12 protein-coding genes are annotated in these 18572 nt (G+C 56.3%); 5 read left to right on the forward strand and 7 right to left on the reverse strand.

Features of this window, described 5'->3' with window-relative positions; all coding sequences use genetic code 11:
* Window positions 1-87: 87 nt before the first annotated feature.
* The 3 genes from ACVOMF_RS02535 to ACVOMF_RS02545 all read right to left on the reverse strand — a co-directional run bounded on the left by ACVOMF_RS02535 (window position 88) and on the right by ACVOMF_RS02545 (window position 2885).
* Complete coding sequence (locus ACVOMF_RS02535; protein WP_481507865.1) at window positions 88-963, reverse strand: hypothetical protein; 876 nt, start codon at window positions 961-963, stop codon at window positions 88-90.
* Window positions 964-1407: 444 nt separating this feature from the next.
* Window positions 1408-1863 (reverse strand): hypothetical protein, encoded by a 456-nt coding sequence (locus tag ACVOMF_RS02540; RefSeq protein ID WP_481507866.1) that lies wholly within the window; start codon window positions 1861-1863, stop codon window positions 1408-1410.
* A 623-nt stretch (window positions 1864-2486) separates the two neighbouring features.
* On the reverse strand, window positions 2487-2885 hold the full coding sequence (locus ACVOMF_RS02545) for a hypothetical protein (protein WP_481507867.1): 399 nt from the start codon (window positions 2883-2885) through the stop codon (window positions 2487-2489).
* Between the two features lie 594 nt (window positions 2886-3479).
* Here ACVOMF_RS02545 and ACVOMF_RS02550 point away from each other — a divergent pair.
* Complete coding sequence (locus tag ACVOMF_RS02550) at window positions 3480-4679, forward strand: Shedu immune nuclease family protein (RefSeq protein ID WP_481507868.1); 1200 nt, start codon at window positions 3480-3482, stop codon at window positions 4677-4679.
* Window positions 4680-4952: 273 nt separating this feature from the next.
* Window positions 4953-6911: an AAA family ATPase gene (locus tag ACVOMF_RS02555; protein ID WP_481507869.1), complete on the forward strand. Its 1959-nt coding sequence runs from the start codon at window positions 4953-4955 to the stop codon at window positions 6909-6911.
* Between the two features lie 238 nt (window positions 6912-7149).
* Here ACVOMF_RS02555 and ACVOMF_RS02560 read toward each other — a convergent pair whose 3' ends face one another.
* From ACVOMF_RS02560 to ACVOMF_RS02575, 4 genes are all read right to left on the reverse strand, one after another.
* Window positions 7150-8436, reverse strand: coding sequence for a hypothetical protein (locus ACVOMF_RS02560; protein WP_481507870.1), 1287 nt, complete (start codon window positions 8434-8436; stop codon window positions 7150-7152).
* 950 nt (window positions 8437-9386) lie between these two features.
* Window positions 9387-12263: a TonB-dependent receptor domain-containing protein gene (locus ACVOMF_RS02565; protein WP_481507871.1), complete on the reverse strand. Its 2877-nt coding sequence runs from the start codon at window positions 12261-12263 to the stop codon at window positions 9387-9389.
* Between the two features lie 20 nt (window positions 12264-12283).
* Window positions 12284-13282: a FecR family protein gene (locus ACVOMF_RS02570; protein ID WP_481507872.1), complete on the reverse strand. Its 999-nt coding sequence runs from the start codon at window positions 13280-13282 to the stop codon at window positions 12284-12286.
* Entirely contained in the window at window positions 13279-13839 is a 561-nt protein-coding gene (locus tag ACVOMF_RS02575) for an RNA polymerase sigma factor (RefSeq protein WP_481507873.1), read from the reverse strand. Before ACVOMF_RS02575 ends, ACVOMF_RS02570 begins: the two co-directional genes overlap by 4 nt.
* 396 nt (window positions 13840-14235) lie before the next feature.
* On the opposite strand from ACVOMF_RS02575, the gene ACVOMF_RS02580 reads away from it, so the two are divergent.
* The 3 genes from ACVOMF_RS02580 to ACVOMF_RS02590 form a co-directional block, all read left to right on the forward strand.
* Entirely contained in the window at window positions 14236-15717 is a 1482-nt protein-coding gene (locus ACVOMF_RS02580) for a sensor histidine kinase (protein ID WP_481507874.1), read from the forward strand.
* An 86-nt stretch (window positions 15718-15803) separates the two neighbouring features.
* The gene (locus ACVOMF_RS02585) at window positions 15804-16523 is read left to right on the forward strand and encodes a response regulator transcription factor (protein ID WP_481507875.1); all 720 of its coding nucleotides are present in this window, start codon (window positions 15804-15806) and stop codon (window positions 16521-16523) included.
* Window positions 16524-17213: 690 nt separating this feature from the next.
* The coding region (locus ACVOMF_RS02590; RefSeq protein ID WP_481507876.1) for a tandem-95 repeat protein at window positions 17214-18572 on the forward strand (1359 nt) is incomplete at its 3' end.

Here is an 18572-nt window from a genome sequence, read left to right on the forward strand (position 1 = left end):
CCGGTTGTCGATCGTCAGCGTAAACAAGGTCAGGGTATACATTGCTAGTTGCTGCGCCGGATTAAGCCGGCGCGCAACCTGAGGCGATTACGCCTTGTTCAGCGTGCCATTGGAGTAACGCCACTTTTCCTTGCCCTTGAATCCTGTGAATTGGATCAACAGACTGCCATCCGGCTCCACAGCGATATCCGGCAGCGTGCCATCAGAATTTATGGTCAGTTCGTCATTGGTCAAGACCTTGGGCTGCCCGGTCTTGGGAATTTCCACTAAGGCGAGCGCAGTGAATGTGCATGCACTACCGCCACAAGCATGGGTCACCAGCACAACATCGCGGTCGCCATAGCGGTACACCTTCTCAAGGTTGATGTGATCATCTTCAATATCACCGAGGGCGGTTCCGTTCCACGTTAGCTTTCGGACATAGTCGATCTCAGCAACGGCCAGCATGCCACCAACTGACTGGAAGGATTCTCCAGAGATGGTCGTCTCGGTCACGGCCGGTATGCTGAGTTCACCAGCGACCTCGGTACGTACTGACGACACCATTTCGGCGACAGCCGTATCCTTCTGCTGTTTTCCATCAAAGATGGTCAGCGTACCCTCACCGCTGGTGAGTTCGTTGATCCACAGCTTAGCTCCGTCGTGGAGCGGCACATTCGTACCGCGCGTTGTGAAGTAATGGATGTGGCGATCAGCTGCTGTCGCGAAGTCTGAGCAAACAACACCTACGTCCAGTTGGCCATCCTGGCTAATCTCGACGTAACCCTCGGTCCAGTTGTCTGCGTGGGATCCGAAGCCCTGTGCGTAGACTTCTCCCTTGCTGCCCATGGCGAGAGGGCGCAGTTGCTCGAGAGTTCCGCGAACACAATCAGCGGTTGATTTCGGGATGATCGCCGTGAACTTCGGGCCGAACACCGGGTCCCGCTGCAGATCGACAGGCTTCAGGTCCATATAAGACTTCATGTCAATACTGGTGGTCGCCGCTGGAGCCGGCACATCGGCTCCCCGCTTAGAGCACGCGGTAGTTGCCGCTAGGCCAAGTATCAGTGAGGTCAACATCAACTTCTTCTGCATCTTTAAACATCTCCATGTTCGACTGCGGGGAGCAAGCTATTCGGTCGGGTAGCGGCAAAGGCAGGTAGTTCTTTAGGGAAGCTCTAAACAACCTCGACAGGAAATACCCTCCTGCCGTGCAAAGATCTATATGAAAGTTACGGCGCTTTCGCGCGCGGACTCCGTAATCTCGACTCAAACGCGTAAATCTGCGCGCCTGAGCCGATTGTTCAGAGCTTTCCAAAACGGCTGAAGAGTGTCCACAAGAGCCTGGGTGATTCAGAGGTAGTCAATGATCGCTTCAGGGCGTGATCATGGTGTAACAAAGTTCAACCGGTGATGGCGGCAATCTAGTTAATAATCTCCGCGGTCAGCTGCGATCTTGAATATCTCGGCAAGCTCTTCAATTGATTCAATTAATGCCTTCCCGGCACCTGTCAATGAAAGAATGCTCTTGATGCTTCCCATTACAATTTTCACGACGCCCGCCGTGTCCGAGAGGAGGCCGAAATCGTCAGAGTCATTCGCCTTTGCGAGTGCAATATGATTTCGCACAGCGGCGACTTCGGCTGCTAGTAGTAAGAGCGGGATATCTGTGTTGCTTTGCAGGCGCAGGACGTCCGCCGCTTGTGCGATGGGGGTTGTCACATCTTCGCTGAGAGCCGAATCAGCCAGGCGTGCTATCCAGGTCCTGTACAAATACCGATACGTTTCTGGCATCCGGTCTAAAGAAAAATTCGCGAAGTCTACTGCGAGATGGCAAATGTCATGTGCAAGTTCGTTAGATACTGCTTCCGCTGTTGTAGGCATGTCTAAATCCTTGAGTTGGCGAGTATTCGGCCTGCCGCATGGCAGCGCATCCTAAAGGGGAAATTCCTATTGGTTGTATCGCTCCATGGCTTGGCTTCTTGGCGGTCAGCATATCCTTTCTGTTCCCCGTGGCTTGAGGCAATAGCGGCCCCGGCTGAATTTTGGGTTGTGCTTCGACAGCGCTACAGTGTTTGACCATAGGGAAGGCTACGTCCGGCGCATGGAGGGATCAAGGGCCATTGGCACAAATCAGTTGCAGTTCTATCCCAGCATTGGGGGAGTCGATGGCGATGTCTGCGTAGTACCCCGATAAGCTCGTCTATGCAAGTTTTCGGTCAGTTGAGCTAGCCGGGGAGGTCGGGCAACGCCGCGTCCTCTCGACCTCGTATTGGCGCTACGGACTATGTTGCAAGGGCGTTGATGGACAAGAGCCGGATGCGCACGGCGGACTGGGTCTTTGGCATATGGCGATGCTATTCGTTCTCGTCAAGAACTCGGCGCCGATGATTCTAGGAACGTAGTAGTGAGTGCTGTCCTGAATGCCTTGGGGAATATAAATTAGACACTGTTCCGCCAAATGGCTTTCATCCATCTGAACATAGAGCGAAGCTAGGCCTGTGCGATCAATGATCGAAGCATCGCTTAGTGTCAGCCACGTGTGAAGGTTGATTGCACCCTTTTTTCTGATTGTCTAACTCTGCTATGAGGCTAGGGAGATCCGTTGCGCAGTAGTCCCACCCTAGGCCGTGCATGCTCCCGATGGTCATATGTGAATAAATTCCCCAGAATCCCAGAAACGATTGCAGTTTTTCGTGGACTTCAATGCAGTTGCTGTTCAATGCTTCCGAGTCGCCAAGTCCACAGAAATAAAGGAAGGAAATGAATTTCGGCAGATACTGAATAGTCCTGTCTTCGGATACGGCAGAAGGGTCGATGGTCGATTTGCCTTCAGGCGGAAGTAGGCCAAGCGCGATTGAATCGTTCGTTGCTTGTATAAATAGGGTGCGATAGTCGATATTCACTGAACTTCCAGTTTGCAGTAGTGGCATGTAGGTGGTCGACGCGTTTCCTGCAGGGTGGTCGGTGTAGCTATCGATGGAGCAATGAACTGCAGTCCGAATTGTCGCCAGGCCGCGGCGCAGGAACTGCTGATCAGCCCCCTAACGGTAGGCGGGGGGGCATTTCGACAGCCCCTGCGACCATGTCTGCTGTGAGTCTCCTGTTTGCCGATCATACTGATTGGCCGCGGGCTGCCCTTTTTGACCATAAGCATTAGGTCGATCATTCTTTTCTAGAACTTGGTTACTTCTGGAGCTATCGCACAGCGATAGATGACGAGCTTGTGGAATGTGTCGGCCACTCTGCCGGTCAAGCTGCCGAAAGCGGGCTGACGCCCCCCGGCTTTGACGCTTCCCTCCCACCAGCCGGGTGGGTTCATCTGGGTGGTGCAGAACGCCATGACGGCACGTTTGAAAAGTGCGTGACCCTTCTATCCTTGCTTTAGTTTATTAGCAGGTGTTTTCACACGGTGGGGCGAAAAGGGCGAGCATTATTTGGCGATGCAGATAGCGTAGTATTATTCTCAGTGACTTGGCGATCAGGGGCTGGGAGGCGTTATGTCTGACGACGAGTTTTACGTGGCGAACAAGGTCCCAGGGCGAATATACGGGTCCAAATCGTTCGAGCTGAAAGGGCAGGTGATTGCTGAAGATCAGCCTGAGCAGCCCCCTAAGCGAGCACGGTATTTGGACAGGGTCTTTCCCGATGTGCAGGGCGAAGTACTCGGGATCGTGAAGCATGAGCTAGTGCTCCGGACCACCCGCACTGGCAAGCGGCAGATCAAGCTATACGTAATCGAAGATCCTCGACACATACGCTCCCTAGTGCTACAGAACTTCAACATGGGCGACGGCAACGATCTACCCAGCAGAAACACTCACTTTTCGCTCTTTGGCCAAGAGATTGACGATCTCCTGGAGATCGCCTCACTAGCCCGAGAAGGCGATTTCCAAGTTAGCGGAAAATTTCGTATCGGCGTCAACCAACTCCAACGTCTCGATATCACCCCGGAAGCCGTTCGGGCCCTTGTGGGGTCGGATACACAACTCTTGGAGAGTGTCCTTCGAGACGAAGTGACCGAGAAAGATGTAGTCGCTGTAGCCTACAGAAAGCAGCAGATCAGGCGGTTCGAGGCGCTTCTTCGCGATCCGCTTCGCTTCAAAGAGGAGGAAGATAGGGCTGGAAACGGAGCCGAGGCCGTCTGGCAAAATTTTTTCGAAGAGAATCAATGGATCTTTGGCGGGACCCTCTTTATTACATCAGCCGGAGCGATCGACAGCGGCAAGTTGGAACGTGTCGTAGCTGGCGCTTCAGTCGCTGGGGCCGGCAAACGAACCGATGGATTGCTCAGAACACGAGGTCGCATTGGCGCACTGTGCTTCGTTGAAATTAAGGCCCACACCACGCCATTGCTCAAACACAAGCCGTATCGACCGGGAGTTTGGGCGCCATCAGGAGAACTGGTAGGTGCGATATCGCAAGTCCAACGCACCATCCAGCTTGCGGAACGCACAATCGAAAAGTCACTGCGCCCGACTGACAACGAGGGCAACCCGGTTAGCGACGACGCGTATCTTATACGGCCGCGTTCTGTAGTTGTCTGTGGAGACTTGGAGCAATTTGTCACACCACATGGTGTAAACGAAGACAGGTACTCAAGCTTTGAACTTTTTCGACGGCACTTGCAAGGCCCGGAGATCGTCACTTACGACGAATTGCTAGAGCGAGCGAAACTCATTGTCGAAACATCGGATTGAGCTGGGCCGCCTATGCTCGCATCGCGCCGGGAGCTTCCAACCCAAAGCGAACTTCCAGCGTTACCAATACCGGTGTCCCGGATCCGGTTATATGTTTGCTTGTTAGGATGACTTAGCATGCATAAGATCGAGCCGTATTACAGGGATGCTCCACCACGCGGTGCGCGGTGGACAAATCGTACAACCGGCCCGGGGATCCTGGTTGTTGTGTGTTTTGTCGAACAATCAAGCGGTTTTCGTAGCTGATCTCATAAAGAGAACTTCGGAGGCAAAGTGCTAACACTTGTCAAAGCGCAGGTTTGGAAATACAAGTCTATCGAAGACTCAACACCCGTGGCGCTTGCCGACGCGGTGACGGTGCTGGTCGGCAAGAACGAATCCGGCAAGACGGCGTTTCTCGAAGCGCTGCACAAGGCTATGCCGCTTGGTGCAGCCCCGTTCGACTACGTTGCCGACTATCCGCGTAAGGACTTGGTGCGCTACCGGCCACAGCACGAATCGAAGAACTACCAGAAAGCGGTCGAGCTGACCTTTCGCATCGAGAAGACGCTCGCCGACAAGATCAACGCGGAAGTCTTTGGCGGCGCCGAAATCGTCACCGCGGGTAGCACTTTCACGCGCGACACGACCATCGCCAACACGAACTCCATAGGCTTCCACATCGACCAGAGGGCAGCGGTCGATGCTCTCCAGAATCCGCTCGCCGATCTGGAACACAAGGATGAGGTCTTCAACGGTGCGGCGCGGCTTGAGGATGCGCTCACGAAGATTGAGGACCTTAGCCTGCCGGCGGACAACCGGCTGGCAACGTTCGCGACACTGTGGCGTTCGCGCGCGATCAAGGCGAACGGCTGGGGGCTGGTTGACGGCCACATCTGGCAGACCTACCTGTCGCCTGTGCTGCCGAAGTTCCTCTACTTCGACGACTACAAACTGCTCGAAGGCAAGATCAACCTGCCCACGCTGCAGCAGCGTGATGCTGCCGAGCAACTTACCGACGCCGATGAGACCGCGCAGGGGTTGTTGCAGCTCGCCGGCACGACGTTGAAAGAGCTGATGAGCGAAGAGGGCTACGAGACCGCGAAGGCCAAGCTCGAAGCCATTGGATTGAACATCACGCAGAAGGTCTTCGAGTTCTGGAAGCAAAACCACGACCTAGACGTGGAGTTCGACCTCAAGAGCGACAGCAAGGACGTTGCGCCCTACAACAGCGGCGTCAACCTCTACATCCGCATCAAGAACCGCCGGCACGGCGTCACGGTGCCGTTTGACCAACGCAGCAAGGGCTTCATCTGGTTCTTTAGCTTCCTAGTCTGGTTTGACGCCGTTCAGTCGCGCGCCGCGACGAAGGATGCGCTCGTGCTGCTGCTCGACGAACCGGGTCTGAACCTGCACGCGCTGGCGCAGGCCGACTTCCTGGCCTACATCCGCGAGCTCTCCGGCCAGCACCAGATCATCTACACGACGCACTCGCCGTTCATGGTGGACAGTGCAAGACTAGAGGATGTGCGCGTCGTCGAAGACCGCGTCAAGGAAGGCACGCGGATCACCGGCAACCTTGCCGGCTCCTCGGATGAGAGCGTGTTCCCCCTGCAGGCCGCGCTTGGCTACTCCATTGCGCAGAACTTGTTCATCGCCAAGAAGAACATCCTGATCGAAGGCCCGGCCGACCTGATTGTGCTGCAGCACATGGGCGGGCTGCTGGAAGCCACAGGTAAGCAAGGGCTCGGCGACGCGATCCTGGTGCCAGTCGGTGGCCTCGACAAGTTGGTTACCTTCGTCGCGCTGCTGGGATCGAATAAACTCAAGCTTGCGGTATTGCATGACCGCGCCAGCGGTCCGCATCAGAAGCTGGAAGACTTGATTCGGCAGAAGCTGATCGAGCGCAAGCGCGTCCTCGACTTCTCAATGTTTCTGGACCCTGTGCCTTCCGAAGCAGATATCGAAGACCTGCTTCCCGCCGACGCTTATATCGCGGCTTTCAACCAAGCCTATGCTAGGGAACTGAACGGCTTGACGCTAACGGTCGCCGAGCTGGGCTCGCAGCCGCGCATGATCGAGCGCATCAATCAGTGGCTCAAGGCCAAGGACATCACACTGCTGAAGGATGGGGGCTTCAATCATTACCGCGTCGCGCAGGCCGTGCTGCCGGCGCTGACGGCCGCGACACTCAAACCTGATGAACTGGAGCGCTTTGAGCGCCTGTTTTCTAAGGTCGGCGAGGTGCTGTGATTGCATCCTGCGGGTCGCCTGACAACAGCATGCAGCGGACGGCGCTACGCGCCGCCGCTGATGCTGAGCGTTGAGGGCGAGGACACAGACGACTACGCAGGTGACGATGGACGATTGATCGATGGAACGTACTGATCAGGGGGAGTCCTCATTGCCCGATGCCAATGAAGCGGTCTCGGTCTCTGTGTCGGCTTCGGGCTTGGTCCCGGCTTCCACAAGGGGGCAGGTATCCATCGCCTCATCCATCCTCTTCGAGGTGTCTCGGGGAATAGCGCTCCATTGGTGTCAGCCAAGCTTGGAAATGCGGCATGGGGTCGATCGGGCCGACCAGTTCGCGGGCTAGCGTCAGGCGCGCCTCTAATGGCGAGCGTTCGGATTCGGGCAGGCGGGCGATATCCTGTTCCAGGCGCTCGAGGAATTCCGATCGCGCCTTGATTTCGGCCCAGTGGCGGATGAGGGCGTCCAACTGTTCTTGGCTTTGCCTATTGGACTCCTCGATGCGTCGTCGGTTCTCCAGTATCGCGCATTGCCGTTGTTCGGCTTCGTACTGCCGACGTTCGCGCTCCAGTTGCGCGTTTCCCTCTGCGATCAGTACGGGCATCTTTGCCCCGAATGCTTCGATGTCGGCGACGATATCCGGCAAGCGCGCGATCATTCGGGACTTCCCGTTCTCTTGCCAGTGCTCGGCCAGATCGACGCGACAGTGCGGCGCATAGGCTACCAAGCGCAATCGGCCGGTTGGGCAATCCCGGGTGAAAGTCCATGTCTCACTCGCATGACTGGAGCGCCCCTTTGGACTGACGTACTCGGCGTCGCGCACGTAGTTGCTGTTGCCGATATAGCGGAGCAGGGTCGGCAACGCTATATCGACTATTGAGAGACCGACCATATTCCCGTCAATACTGACTACGGTCAGGCGCTTGGGCGCCCAAGTGCAGGCATTGGGGTTGTGTTCTTCCTGCTGGTCAGGCCGCTCCCCAATACCGAAGGCTCGCCTGCGCCAAGCGCCAAAATGACGGCGGTCGATAAGGCTGACTCGGTGCCCCTTGGCCTCGAGGGCGAGGAACAGGGCATTGGCAAAGGTCAGTGCATGTTCCAAGTTTGTCGGACTGACCGTGATATCTACTAGATTGTATTTGTAGGGCTTGAGGTAGTCCCACCAGTGATCGAGCCTTCGTGTCCTTAGGAAATCGCTCATGGCGCCCTGAATCAGGCCGTGGGTTTTCAGGGGCGCGCTTTTGGGGGTGTGCGCTCGGGTCGGCTTTGCGCGTGGCATTGATCGACGGACGAGGACGCCACCGCCTGGATGCCATTCAGTCGGTTCGCCGATCTGGGTTGGGGGTAGCTTGGGTGGAGGCGAAGCCTTGCCGGCATCCTTCTTCGCCCAGTGACCCGCATTAGGGCGCGGGATGTTGAGTGAGTCACATACCCGTGCCAAGTAGCTGTCCGAGACCTGAAAACGTTCCGCAAGCTTGCGTAGAGGCTCGTTCCAAACTGCAGCGTAGAGTTCTTCGCGCGTAGCCATGGGCGTACCTCGATCACAGATGGCGAAGGTAGTGTGGCCGATCGGGGGGGGGCGACTGAACTGAAATGCGGAACGCCGACTAGGTATGTGGTTTGCCTGAAGTCGCTATTGAGATCGAACAGGGGGGGGCCGAGCTCTATGCTCCTGTGCCTGCCCGTAAGAAGAAGCGAAGCCTTAAGGCCATGTTTTTGCCTTGTGCGTAAAAGGTGTGTCTAAGTGGATCGACCGCACCTCGGTCCGACCGAGTCCAGGAACATCCGTTCAAGGGAGGGGTACAAATGGGGGTATTTTTACAGAAAAAATCTAATTTTATTTAATAAAAACATACTGTTGTATCGACTATTTGGGTCAGATAAGCGCACCATTGCCTGACGCCCACGGCGTCCAAGCAAGTCCAGAATTCATACCAGGCCCGCAGAAATGCGGGCTTTTTTGTGCGCTTTGGTCCGGGCTTGCCTGGGTACATCTACGGGGTCCCCTCGCTTTCACTGGCACTTAGGGGGAGATTTGCCATAGCCATTGCCGCATACCTCCAGTCGAGCGTTGTTTGCTTGGTTTCAGCGTTGCCGCATGTCCGAAGCGTCCGTGCCGCCGTGCGTCGACGTCCGCACGTAGTAAGTCGTATCGGGAATACCCACCTCATGATAGAAGTCCGTGATCTGCCTTCCGGCCTCAACCTGCTTCAACGGCGTGAAGATTTAGCTCTCGGTGGAATCGCGCATACGTATGGAAGGTCTCCACGGGGCCAATTCGCTCAGAGACCTCTAAGAATGCCTAGGTCAAATTTACTGTGAGTCGACAGCTCATCAGGGTTGGTCCAGATTCCAATCATGCTGGCACCCCGCTACGCGGGTTCCAAAGTGACGGGCTGTCAGGTTCGGGTGTGCAGAGAGTTGGCAATGATCTAGCTGACGTACCGGCAACGCTGGATTGTGCTCAAGTCATCAATATCAAAAGCGATATGTCGCAGCGATCGTGAAGTAGCGCCCATAAACGTCGTCGACTGCTGCGTTGTAACCACCGGTGTAGAAGCGATAGTTCACAGGGCGCCTATCAAGCATGTTGTTGACATCAAATGCATAGGACCAGTGCTCCAGGCCTGAGTAGCGAACGTTGAGACCCAAGAGTGTCCCGGCAGGATTTCTGCATTTGCCTGCATCATGATTTTCCTTAGGGCAGGCCTTGTCGGCGGGATAGGCGTATGAGGAGCCGAAATGGCGCACTGTCAAGGTCGTAGTCCAGTGGCCAAGGCGCCATTGCATGTCGCCCAGAAAGGTCAACTTGGGCGTTTCATGCCCGGCGCGCTCGACGGCCCTGGGTTCGATGATGGTCGAAGTGGTGTACCGGCTGAGATAGTGTGCAGCTACGCGGATGCCAAGCTCGCCAAGCGCATCGTGCCGCAGCAGATAGTTGGTCTCGAGTTCCCATCCTTGGGTTTCGGACTTGCCGATGTTGGCCAGAAAGCGGTTGGCGCGATAGAGCACGCCATTGGCATCGCGGATCAGCCCCTCCGGGAAAAGAGAGGGGTAGTAGCGAGCATCGGCAATTCCGAATTCGCCGGTGCGCGAAATGTGGTAGTGGTCCAGGGTCGCGCTGAAGGCGAGTGACGGTGCCCATGCTACCCCAATGGTCTGGCTGCGCGAAAATTCGGCGCGCAGATGAGGGTTGCCGCCCGCGCTGTACTCAACTCGGCATTGATCCGAGCCTACCCGTATGCAGGGCATCAGTTGAGGAGTGGCGGGCATGAGCAGGGTCTCGGTCATGCCGTTGAACGGCACGCGTGCGTCGTTCAGGCTGGGCGCGCGATAGCCTTCGCCGAGACTGGCGCGTGCAAGAAAGGTTTGGCTTGGTGTCCACTTGAAACCAATCCGGGGTGAGGTGTTGGACTGGAATCCCTGGTGATGATCCAGGCGGGCAGCCACGTCGACCTGTAGTGTTCGATGCAGCGGCAAGTTGAGTTCAGTGAGAAGGGAGGAGTCACGACCATGAAGGTCGAGTGGCTCGACGACTGTCGAGCCCAAAGCAATGCGATTGCTGATCTGCAGAGGATCCGGGATGCTCCGACGTCGGGTGAAGTGAAGTGCCGCTCCCACCACAATCTGTGCAGTCGCATCAAACACTTCAAATAACGGGCGGCTCGATGTAGCCTCCAGCGTGCTGATTGAATAGTATCCAGTGGGATGGATAGAGCCTCGCATCGCGTTCGCGACCTCTGTATTGTCCGATCCATCGATGCGAAGGCGATTGATGTTCTCCGCTATGTTCGCTCGAATCAGAACGTTGTCAGTGGCACTGTGTACCCGACTCTCACTGCGAGATAGGGCAACGTTCCAGTTCCAGCCTAGAGCCAAGCCGTCCACTCCGATGGATACATCGCTCGTAGTGCTGGCAGTATGGTTTCTAGGGGCCCCGAGTTCATAGAACGCATAGTCGACATCCGTGTTGGGCTCCGGAGCCAGGGCATAGTCTGGGTGCGAGGGCGTAATCCGAAAGAAGGTGTAAACAGGCGAGTTTTGCAGTACTTGTTCGCTCCGGGTATGCAAGCCCGAAAAGTAAAGTGAGAGCGAACTACCCAAATCTTGATCCCACCGGGCATAAACAGATTTGTTGCGCATCTTGGGCTGCAAAGTGCGATATCTCGCGGCATCAAAACGACAATAGGGAGAGTCGGGGTTCTCACCTGCTGCCTGACATTGCGGCAGCGAGCCCAGATGAATCCCCGACGAAGTCGAGAAGCCGATGAGTCGTCGATCATCAGATAAACCGAATCGGGAGCGATTGTTGGTGTGCCAATCGCGGCGGTCACCACCGAGCTCGCTCTGTGAAGAAATATCCGCCGCAAGCATTAGGTGCCCGCCGGTGTTAGTCCGCATTCCAAAGGTAGCCGAAGCTTGACGTGACAGCGCATCCCCTTGCTGTGAGACACCGAGACGCGAGGATATTTCGCTTCCTTCGTGGTCCTTCTTCAGGATGATGTTGACGGTGCCCGCCATTGCGTCGGCCCCGTAGATCGCAGAGGCGCCGCCACGCAGGATCTCAATGCGGTCAACGAAACTCAAAGGAATCGTGTTCAGATCGACTAGCCCACCGAGGTCGTTGGAAGCGAGGCCGAATGAAGCAATACGCTTGCCATTCAATAGGTAGAGCGTTGCCCTTGGCCCGAGGGAATAGAGGCTGGCGCCAGTGGCTGCGACAGTTGGATAGTTTCTTCCTTCGCTGGAGACGGTCATGGGAGGGTGGCTCACGAGGCCAGGACGTTCACCCAGAAGATCGTGGAGCGTTCTTTGCCCGCTACGCTCGATGTCTTCTGCCGTTATGACAGACATGGGAATCGACAGCTCCAGGGAGGTCTGCGGAATACGTGTGCCGGTTACGGTGACCTTGGCGAGCTCGGCCATGCTCGTGTCAAGGCCGGCTTCCGGGCTCTTGGCCGTGGTGACTTCACGTACATTTCTCCTGGTGCTTCGCAGGAGGTAGGTGTTGGCGTCCACCGCAACCGCCGTCAGTCCATGCTCGGCCAGTAGCCGTGCGAGCGCGCCTACAGCGGTGTGATTTCCCTGCAAGCCGCCACTGTGTTTGCCTCGTACCAGCACGGACGAATAGAGCAGCTGGATCCTTGATTGGTGCGCAAAGGACTGCAGCGCCTCATCAAGTGTGCTCGCGCCGATCTCATACCTGGAAGGTGCGGGAGTGTTTGCCTGTCCTGCGACGGCGCTTTGCGTGGCAATTGCCAAGGATGTCAGAAGGAGCAGCCGAACCAAGCTTTCCTTAGCGGAATCACGAAGCACGGTCGTTAGGCGGCATTTGCCGCAAGGAGTGATCGCCATAGCCGACAATGCCCCGGCACCTACTGTGCTAGCTCAGACAATTCGATCCGATTGTTTCCGATGGATTGCGCCTGTAGTCCCCATCCCTGGCGCAGGGCTGAGAGCAACGCAGGTTGGTCGCTGGCATTGAATGCACCGCTGACCTTGATATCTCCAAGTTCGCTCCGGGACAGCACCAGCTGGTCATTGGAGTATCGATTGAACTCCGCTATCAGGTCCTCCAGGCGCTCTTCTTTGAAAACCAGACGGCCTTGTGTCCAACTCTCCGCGTCATCGGGCTCAATGCTTCCGGGCGACTCAAGCTTCCCTGTTGTGTCATACGTCAGTTGCTGCATCGGACGCAGCTCAACGGCATCACGAAGGGAACTGCTGTCGGTGCTTACAATGACGCGCCCTTCCAGCAAGGCGACGGAGGTGCCGTCATTTTGCTGCTTCACTTGAAAGACAGTGCCCAACGCACGAATGCTGCCGATTCCCGAGGTCACCACGAAGGGCCGATTTTCATCGTGCGCGACACTGGCCTGTATCCGCCCTCTTAGTAGAGTGACGTGTCGCCTCGTGCGTTCGTATGACACTTGGACACGGGTGTTGGTATCCAGAAGCAAGGTAGATCCGTCCGGAAGGTCGAGATGACGTTGCTTGCCGACTTCCGTCGCATACTCGCTGCTTGGTGAGATGGTTCGAGAATCAGCAAGAAGCCAGAGCCCTCCGCATACGGCGAGAACCAGGGCTGCGGCCCAGGCAAAGGAACGGTGCAAGGTACGCTTGCGTCGAGCAATCGGCATGTGGCTGGCGGGGCCATGCATCATCTCCCGCGGCGTGGGATCCGCTTCCAGTATCCCGGTCAGCTGGTGAATGCGTTCAACCTCAGCGTAGTCGAGCACGTTTTGTGGGGACACGGCCAGCCAATCCTCGAAAGCAGCGTGATCAGATGCGTTGCATTCGGATGACAGTAGACGTGCCAGCCAATCTTCCGCCGAACAGGGCAAATCTTGGAGAGGCGGGGGCGTAGTGTTCATGGGCGCTGCTCCAATACGCTCACGGGATGTGTTTGATCGGAGAGCAGCTTCCTTAGCAAGGTCAGTGCCTTCCCGATATGTTTCTCGACCGTTTTGACTGAGATGTCGCAATTTTTCGAGATCTGGCTGTAACTCATTCCTTCAATACGATTGAGCAGGTAGATCTCCCTGCAGCGTTCCGGCAGACGTCCGATCGCGGCTTGGACACGCGCAAGCTCCTCTCTGTCTTCAGCCCATTGCTCCGGACGTGGCATCTCGTCCCAAATGGCATGGACCTGTAAGTCCATATCAGAAAGGGATGTCTGATGGAGGGGGGGCTGCCGTCGCCGAGAGTCGTGGAGTGCGTTGAGTGCGATTCGGTACAGCAACGGCTTCAAGGCTTCGGCTGGGGAGTCGCGATAGCGTGTCAACTTATAGAGGCTTTCCTGCGCGATGTCTTGGGCATCGTCCAAGGAGATCCCTCGTCCACGCAAAAAGTTGATCAGCATCGGGCGCTGCTCGCCCAGAAATCTCTCGAAGAGAGGCGGGCAGATGTTGGCGTCTAAAGTGACACTCATTTGCCTCGTCCGCAGAAGTGGTCGTCTTTGTCACCAATTCTAACCAGCCGCTAACGCAATTTCACCACCTAGAGCGGCGGGGGACGGTTGCTGTTTTCTGTCCGGTAGAGGCGATCGACGAGTGAAGGTGAGGCTGGCGGGCAACGGGTGAGGTTCTCGCTTCCGGCTCAGCCCAAAGTCCTTCCTCTTTGCTTTCCCTTCGCCAGATAGCGAGGTAGGGAGGTTGGGGTCAATGTGCGTTTCAAATAGCCACGGGTAATTGTGTTTTGGCGGGTAGCTAAATTTTTGGCTTGGGACTTGAAGATCGAGCGCTGAGGTTCCCCCAGAAGCGGACTGTCTTGGTGGTAGGGAGGAGGGGACGGTTCTGCGTTTCTAGGGGAGCTTCGATCTCGGCGAATGAAGATGATGGAGAACATGGCGGAGTGCGTCCGGGCAGCGCAACCGCGAGCGATTCCGGTCTTCAAGAGCAGCAAGGTAGGTTCTTTTATCAAACGCTTCAATCTTTTCAATACCCTGAAGAGATGGCTCTTCAGCGCTCCGGTGGACGATCCCGTTGATAGGCGCAATGCACCGTTCCTGCAAGTGCTCCTGATATTCCTCGGAATATTCATCCCTCTCAACAAAACTCTGTTTCTGTATGCAGTGCTTGGCGGCAAGTGGTCCGGGCCTGTAGCCAATTCGAGAGCCCTGGTCGTCGATATCTCAACCGATGTGCTGATGACGTTCGCGATGTGGACGGGCGTTTGGTTGATTCGAACAGGACGCTTCCGTTGGAGCCTGCAATTGTTTCTTGGCGTTGTGCTGCTATCCATGGCGGCAAGTTACGTCGCAACCGGATTGGCGGGTCTGCCGTTCGATCCTATGCCGATGATCTTGCTGGCGCTTGGTGGCCTGGCTCTCGGCCGGCGAGCATTGTGGCTGACTTTCTCCACGCTACTCATGATCCTGGTAGTTACGCTGATTGTAGATTCTTCGCGTGTAGCTCTCGGCGCAGACACGATGCAAGTAGGTGGGCTGGGTAAAGCGCTTTCATTAGCCGGTGTCTGGTTGGTTATCGCGATCATATTTGATCGGACTGTGGCTGCACTACGTCATAGTTTGGATGAATCGAATGCCCGTGGGCGCGAGCTTGAATTGGCATATAGGCAGCTCCAAGAGGAAACCCGTGAGCGAGAGCGCGCGCGTGGCCAACTGATCCATGCACAAAAGATGGAGGCTATTGGACGTCTTGCCAGTGGTGCGGCGCATGACTTCAATAACGTCTTGAGTATTATCCTTGGTTATGCGGCACAGCGGGATCGTCTGGCGGACGGTGGGACAAAAGCACTCTACGAGGCGATGGAAGCGGTGGATATCGCGGCCAAGCGTGCTCTGGCTATTAGCCGCAAGTTGTTGAACTTCAGCAGGCAAGAGGTCGCAAATCCTGAGGTTTTTGACGTACGCCTTTTGCTTCAGGAGCTGCAGCCGATGCTTAAGCAACTGTTCGGATCGAGGGTTCGGTTGCGCTTGGATTGCGCGGAAGGCGAATTGCCCGTGCGGATGGATGTCGATCACTTTGGATTGGCGATCATAAACATCGCCGCCAATTCGAGGGACGCAATCGCCGACATCGGAACGTTCCACATCCAAGCAGAAAGATCAGATGAGGCTTGGGTATGCCTGACATGTTCCGATGACGGAGTAGGGATGTCGGAAGACGTGCGCATGCAAGCATTTGAGGCATTTTTTACGACTAAACCCAGCGGAATGGGAACTGGCCTCGGTTTGTCCGTGGTGCGCGACATGATTCTGGAAGCGGGAGGCAAGATCGAGTTCGATGCTCAGCTGAAGCGCGGGACAATCGTGAGGATCCTTCTTCCTCTGGCCGGCGGTTCCTAAAGTTGCCTTGAATTCTGATCTGAATTCTGGAAAGGCAGTAGACCTAGCTGACGATACTGCCTCGATCCAGTCCTGCGGTATCCGATATGATGATGCAAGGAACCGCCCCCGAGAACATGATCTTGTTACCGCGCCTCGCAATTGTGGAAGATGACGAAGAGCTTCGGGAGAAGATCATGGTTCCTATTCTCCGAAGTGCGGGGTTCGATGCTATCGGACTTGCTAGTGCATTGCAGTTCTATCGCATGTGGGCTGGGTCCCCATTTGACCTTGTTCTTCTGGATGTGGGTTTGCCGGATGACGATGGTATCGATATTGCCAAGCACATGCGTGGTCTTTCACCATCGTTGGGAATCGTCATGTATACCGGACAGGGGAAGACTTCGGAGCGCCTGCGTGGGTTGCGCGCCGGCGTAGACGCCTACCTGGTGAAGCCCACGGAGATGGATGAGGTAATTGAAACTTTGCGCAACGTCCATAAGCGGCGTATGGGTCATGAGTCTCAAACAACGCATCCTGGTACATGGGTTCTGGACAGGAATGGCTGGGCTCTCTTGACGCCTGCAGGCGTCGCATTGACCTTGAACCAAGCCGAGCGCCAGGTGATGAGGATATTGGCGGCTGCTCCGAATGAGCCGGTCTCCCGTGAGACTTTGATAAAGAACCTGACAGCTGATGCCGACGGCTTTGATCCGCACAGGCTCGAGATGCTTATCTATCGCCTGCGTAGAAAGTGCATCGAGAACTCGGGGGAGCCGCTACCTTTGCAGGCGGTGAGAGGGGCGGGGTATTTGTTTGAGCCCTGACAGGGGTATCTTCTCGTCTCTTTGTCGACACGTCCCTCTTTGGAATCGCGTCAAATAGAGGGCGCGTTGTCTAGGTTTTCTGGAAAGTTCAGGCCGATGCGGTAGTTCATTTGCATGCTGGCGTTTCTTTGCTCACGCAAGGTGAGCAAAGGTGATTAATTGGAGATTGATGATCTCCGGGTGCATACCTAGATTGCCTTTGCATCTCCACGTTTTTCTTACGAGCCATCGGTCTTGTAGTTCACGGGGAGAAGGGGGGGCAGGAGAAGCGCATTCCGCAAGGTGCCTTTTACTGCACGTCTTGGCAATGGCCGGTACAGCGGTGGGTGACATCGTGCCTTTGGACACGTGGCGTACCACCCGGTTCTTGAAGGGAGCTTTAGCAGGTATGACGCTGCGGCGGTTTTGCCGTGGGAAGTGCCGATGACTACAACTTCCGCAGAGCCTTCGTTCGCAGGAGCTATCGAGCGAGCGTGTAGCAACGCTTTGTACGCACTGGTCGTACGTTTCGAATTTGATGCCAACGTTGCAGCAGAACGGTGGTTTTGGACTTGCGCTACCAACCGACGGCGGTAGTGGCAGCGCGCTGACAAGTGATCCCTTCGCCTGTGACTTGCCTTCGGGTTCGATGCACGGGCTGTGGTTTGAGTCCGCGCAAAATTTTTCAGAAGTCTTATAACGAGGGAAAGCATGAATACGGAAGTCATCGCCAAGTCGTCCGGCAAAATTGCCGTTGTTGATTCTGGGGATTTGGCGCTTGCGCAACCCAGCATCGTCAAGATCAAGGTCGGTCCTGAGACGGTTGAGCGCTTCGAACAGGTCGGTAGTGACCTCCTGATTGTCCTCAAAGATGGCAGCACGCTGACCATCCGCGACTTCTTCGTCCAAGACGATCAAGGCCACCGTAGTGACCTGGTCCTGGAAGATGTGGAAGGAGTGCATTGGTGGGGGCAATACACCAGTCCTTGGTCGGACTTCCACTTTGCCGAGATTCAAGAGGACCTCGCTGCCGCAGGACTTGTTCCCGCCGCAGCAGGTCTGCCGGCTTGGGCGATTGCTGCACTGTCGCTCGTCGGTGCGGGGGCTGTCTATGCAGCAGTCGAAGACGATGACAATGACAAGCACGTCAATCGGCCACCAGAATCGCCGGATTACGCGCACACCGTCGCGGAGAATGATCCCGTGAGCGGACGTGTAGCCGGCGCTGATGCAGATGGTGACGCGCTGACCTATGCCGTCACCACGCAGCCGGCGAATGGCACGGTTACGATTAATCCACAGACTGGCGAGTACACCTATACGCCGAAGCCTGGCTACAACGGTCAAGATGGATTTGTCGTCACCGTAACTGATGGTCATGGTGGCAGCAGCACCAGCACAGTCCGTATCGACGTTACACCGGTCAATGACCTGCCTGTGCCAGTAGATCCCAACGAAGGTTTGGATCCCACGGATCCAGGCTACATCCCCGGCCAGAGCTTCGATCCTGATTCAGGCGACTATGAGCTCACTACGCCGGAAGACACTGCTATCGACGGCAAGATCACGGCAACTGACGCTGATGGTGATCAGCTTACCTATGTGATCGGGGAGCCTCCCACAAATGGCACCGTTACCATCGACCCTGAGACTGGCGAGTACAGCTACGTACCCGCTCCGAACTACAACGGTACTGATGAGTTTACCGTGGTCATTGATGACGGTGAAGGTGGGACCACCACCAGCAAGGTCATCGTCACCGTAACACCGGTCAATGATCCGCCGGCATTTGAAGATCCGAACCAGGGCGGCACGCCGCCGGGTCCGAATCAGCCGGGCACGATCTTCACCCCGCCGGGCACCGATGGCGCAGGCAACCCGACGCCTGCCAGCTACACGGTCAGCTACAACGAGAACACCGCAGCAGGCGTCGAGCTGGGCCAGGTCCAGGCCGGCGATGTGGATGGCGACAACGTGACCTTCGCGATCAGCGCGGGTAACGACAACGGCTGGTACGCGATCGATCCGGCCACGGGTGTGATCACGCTGACGCCGGCCGGTGCCGCCTCG

Source organism: Stenotrophomonas sp. STEN022 (assembly GCF_056760155.1).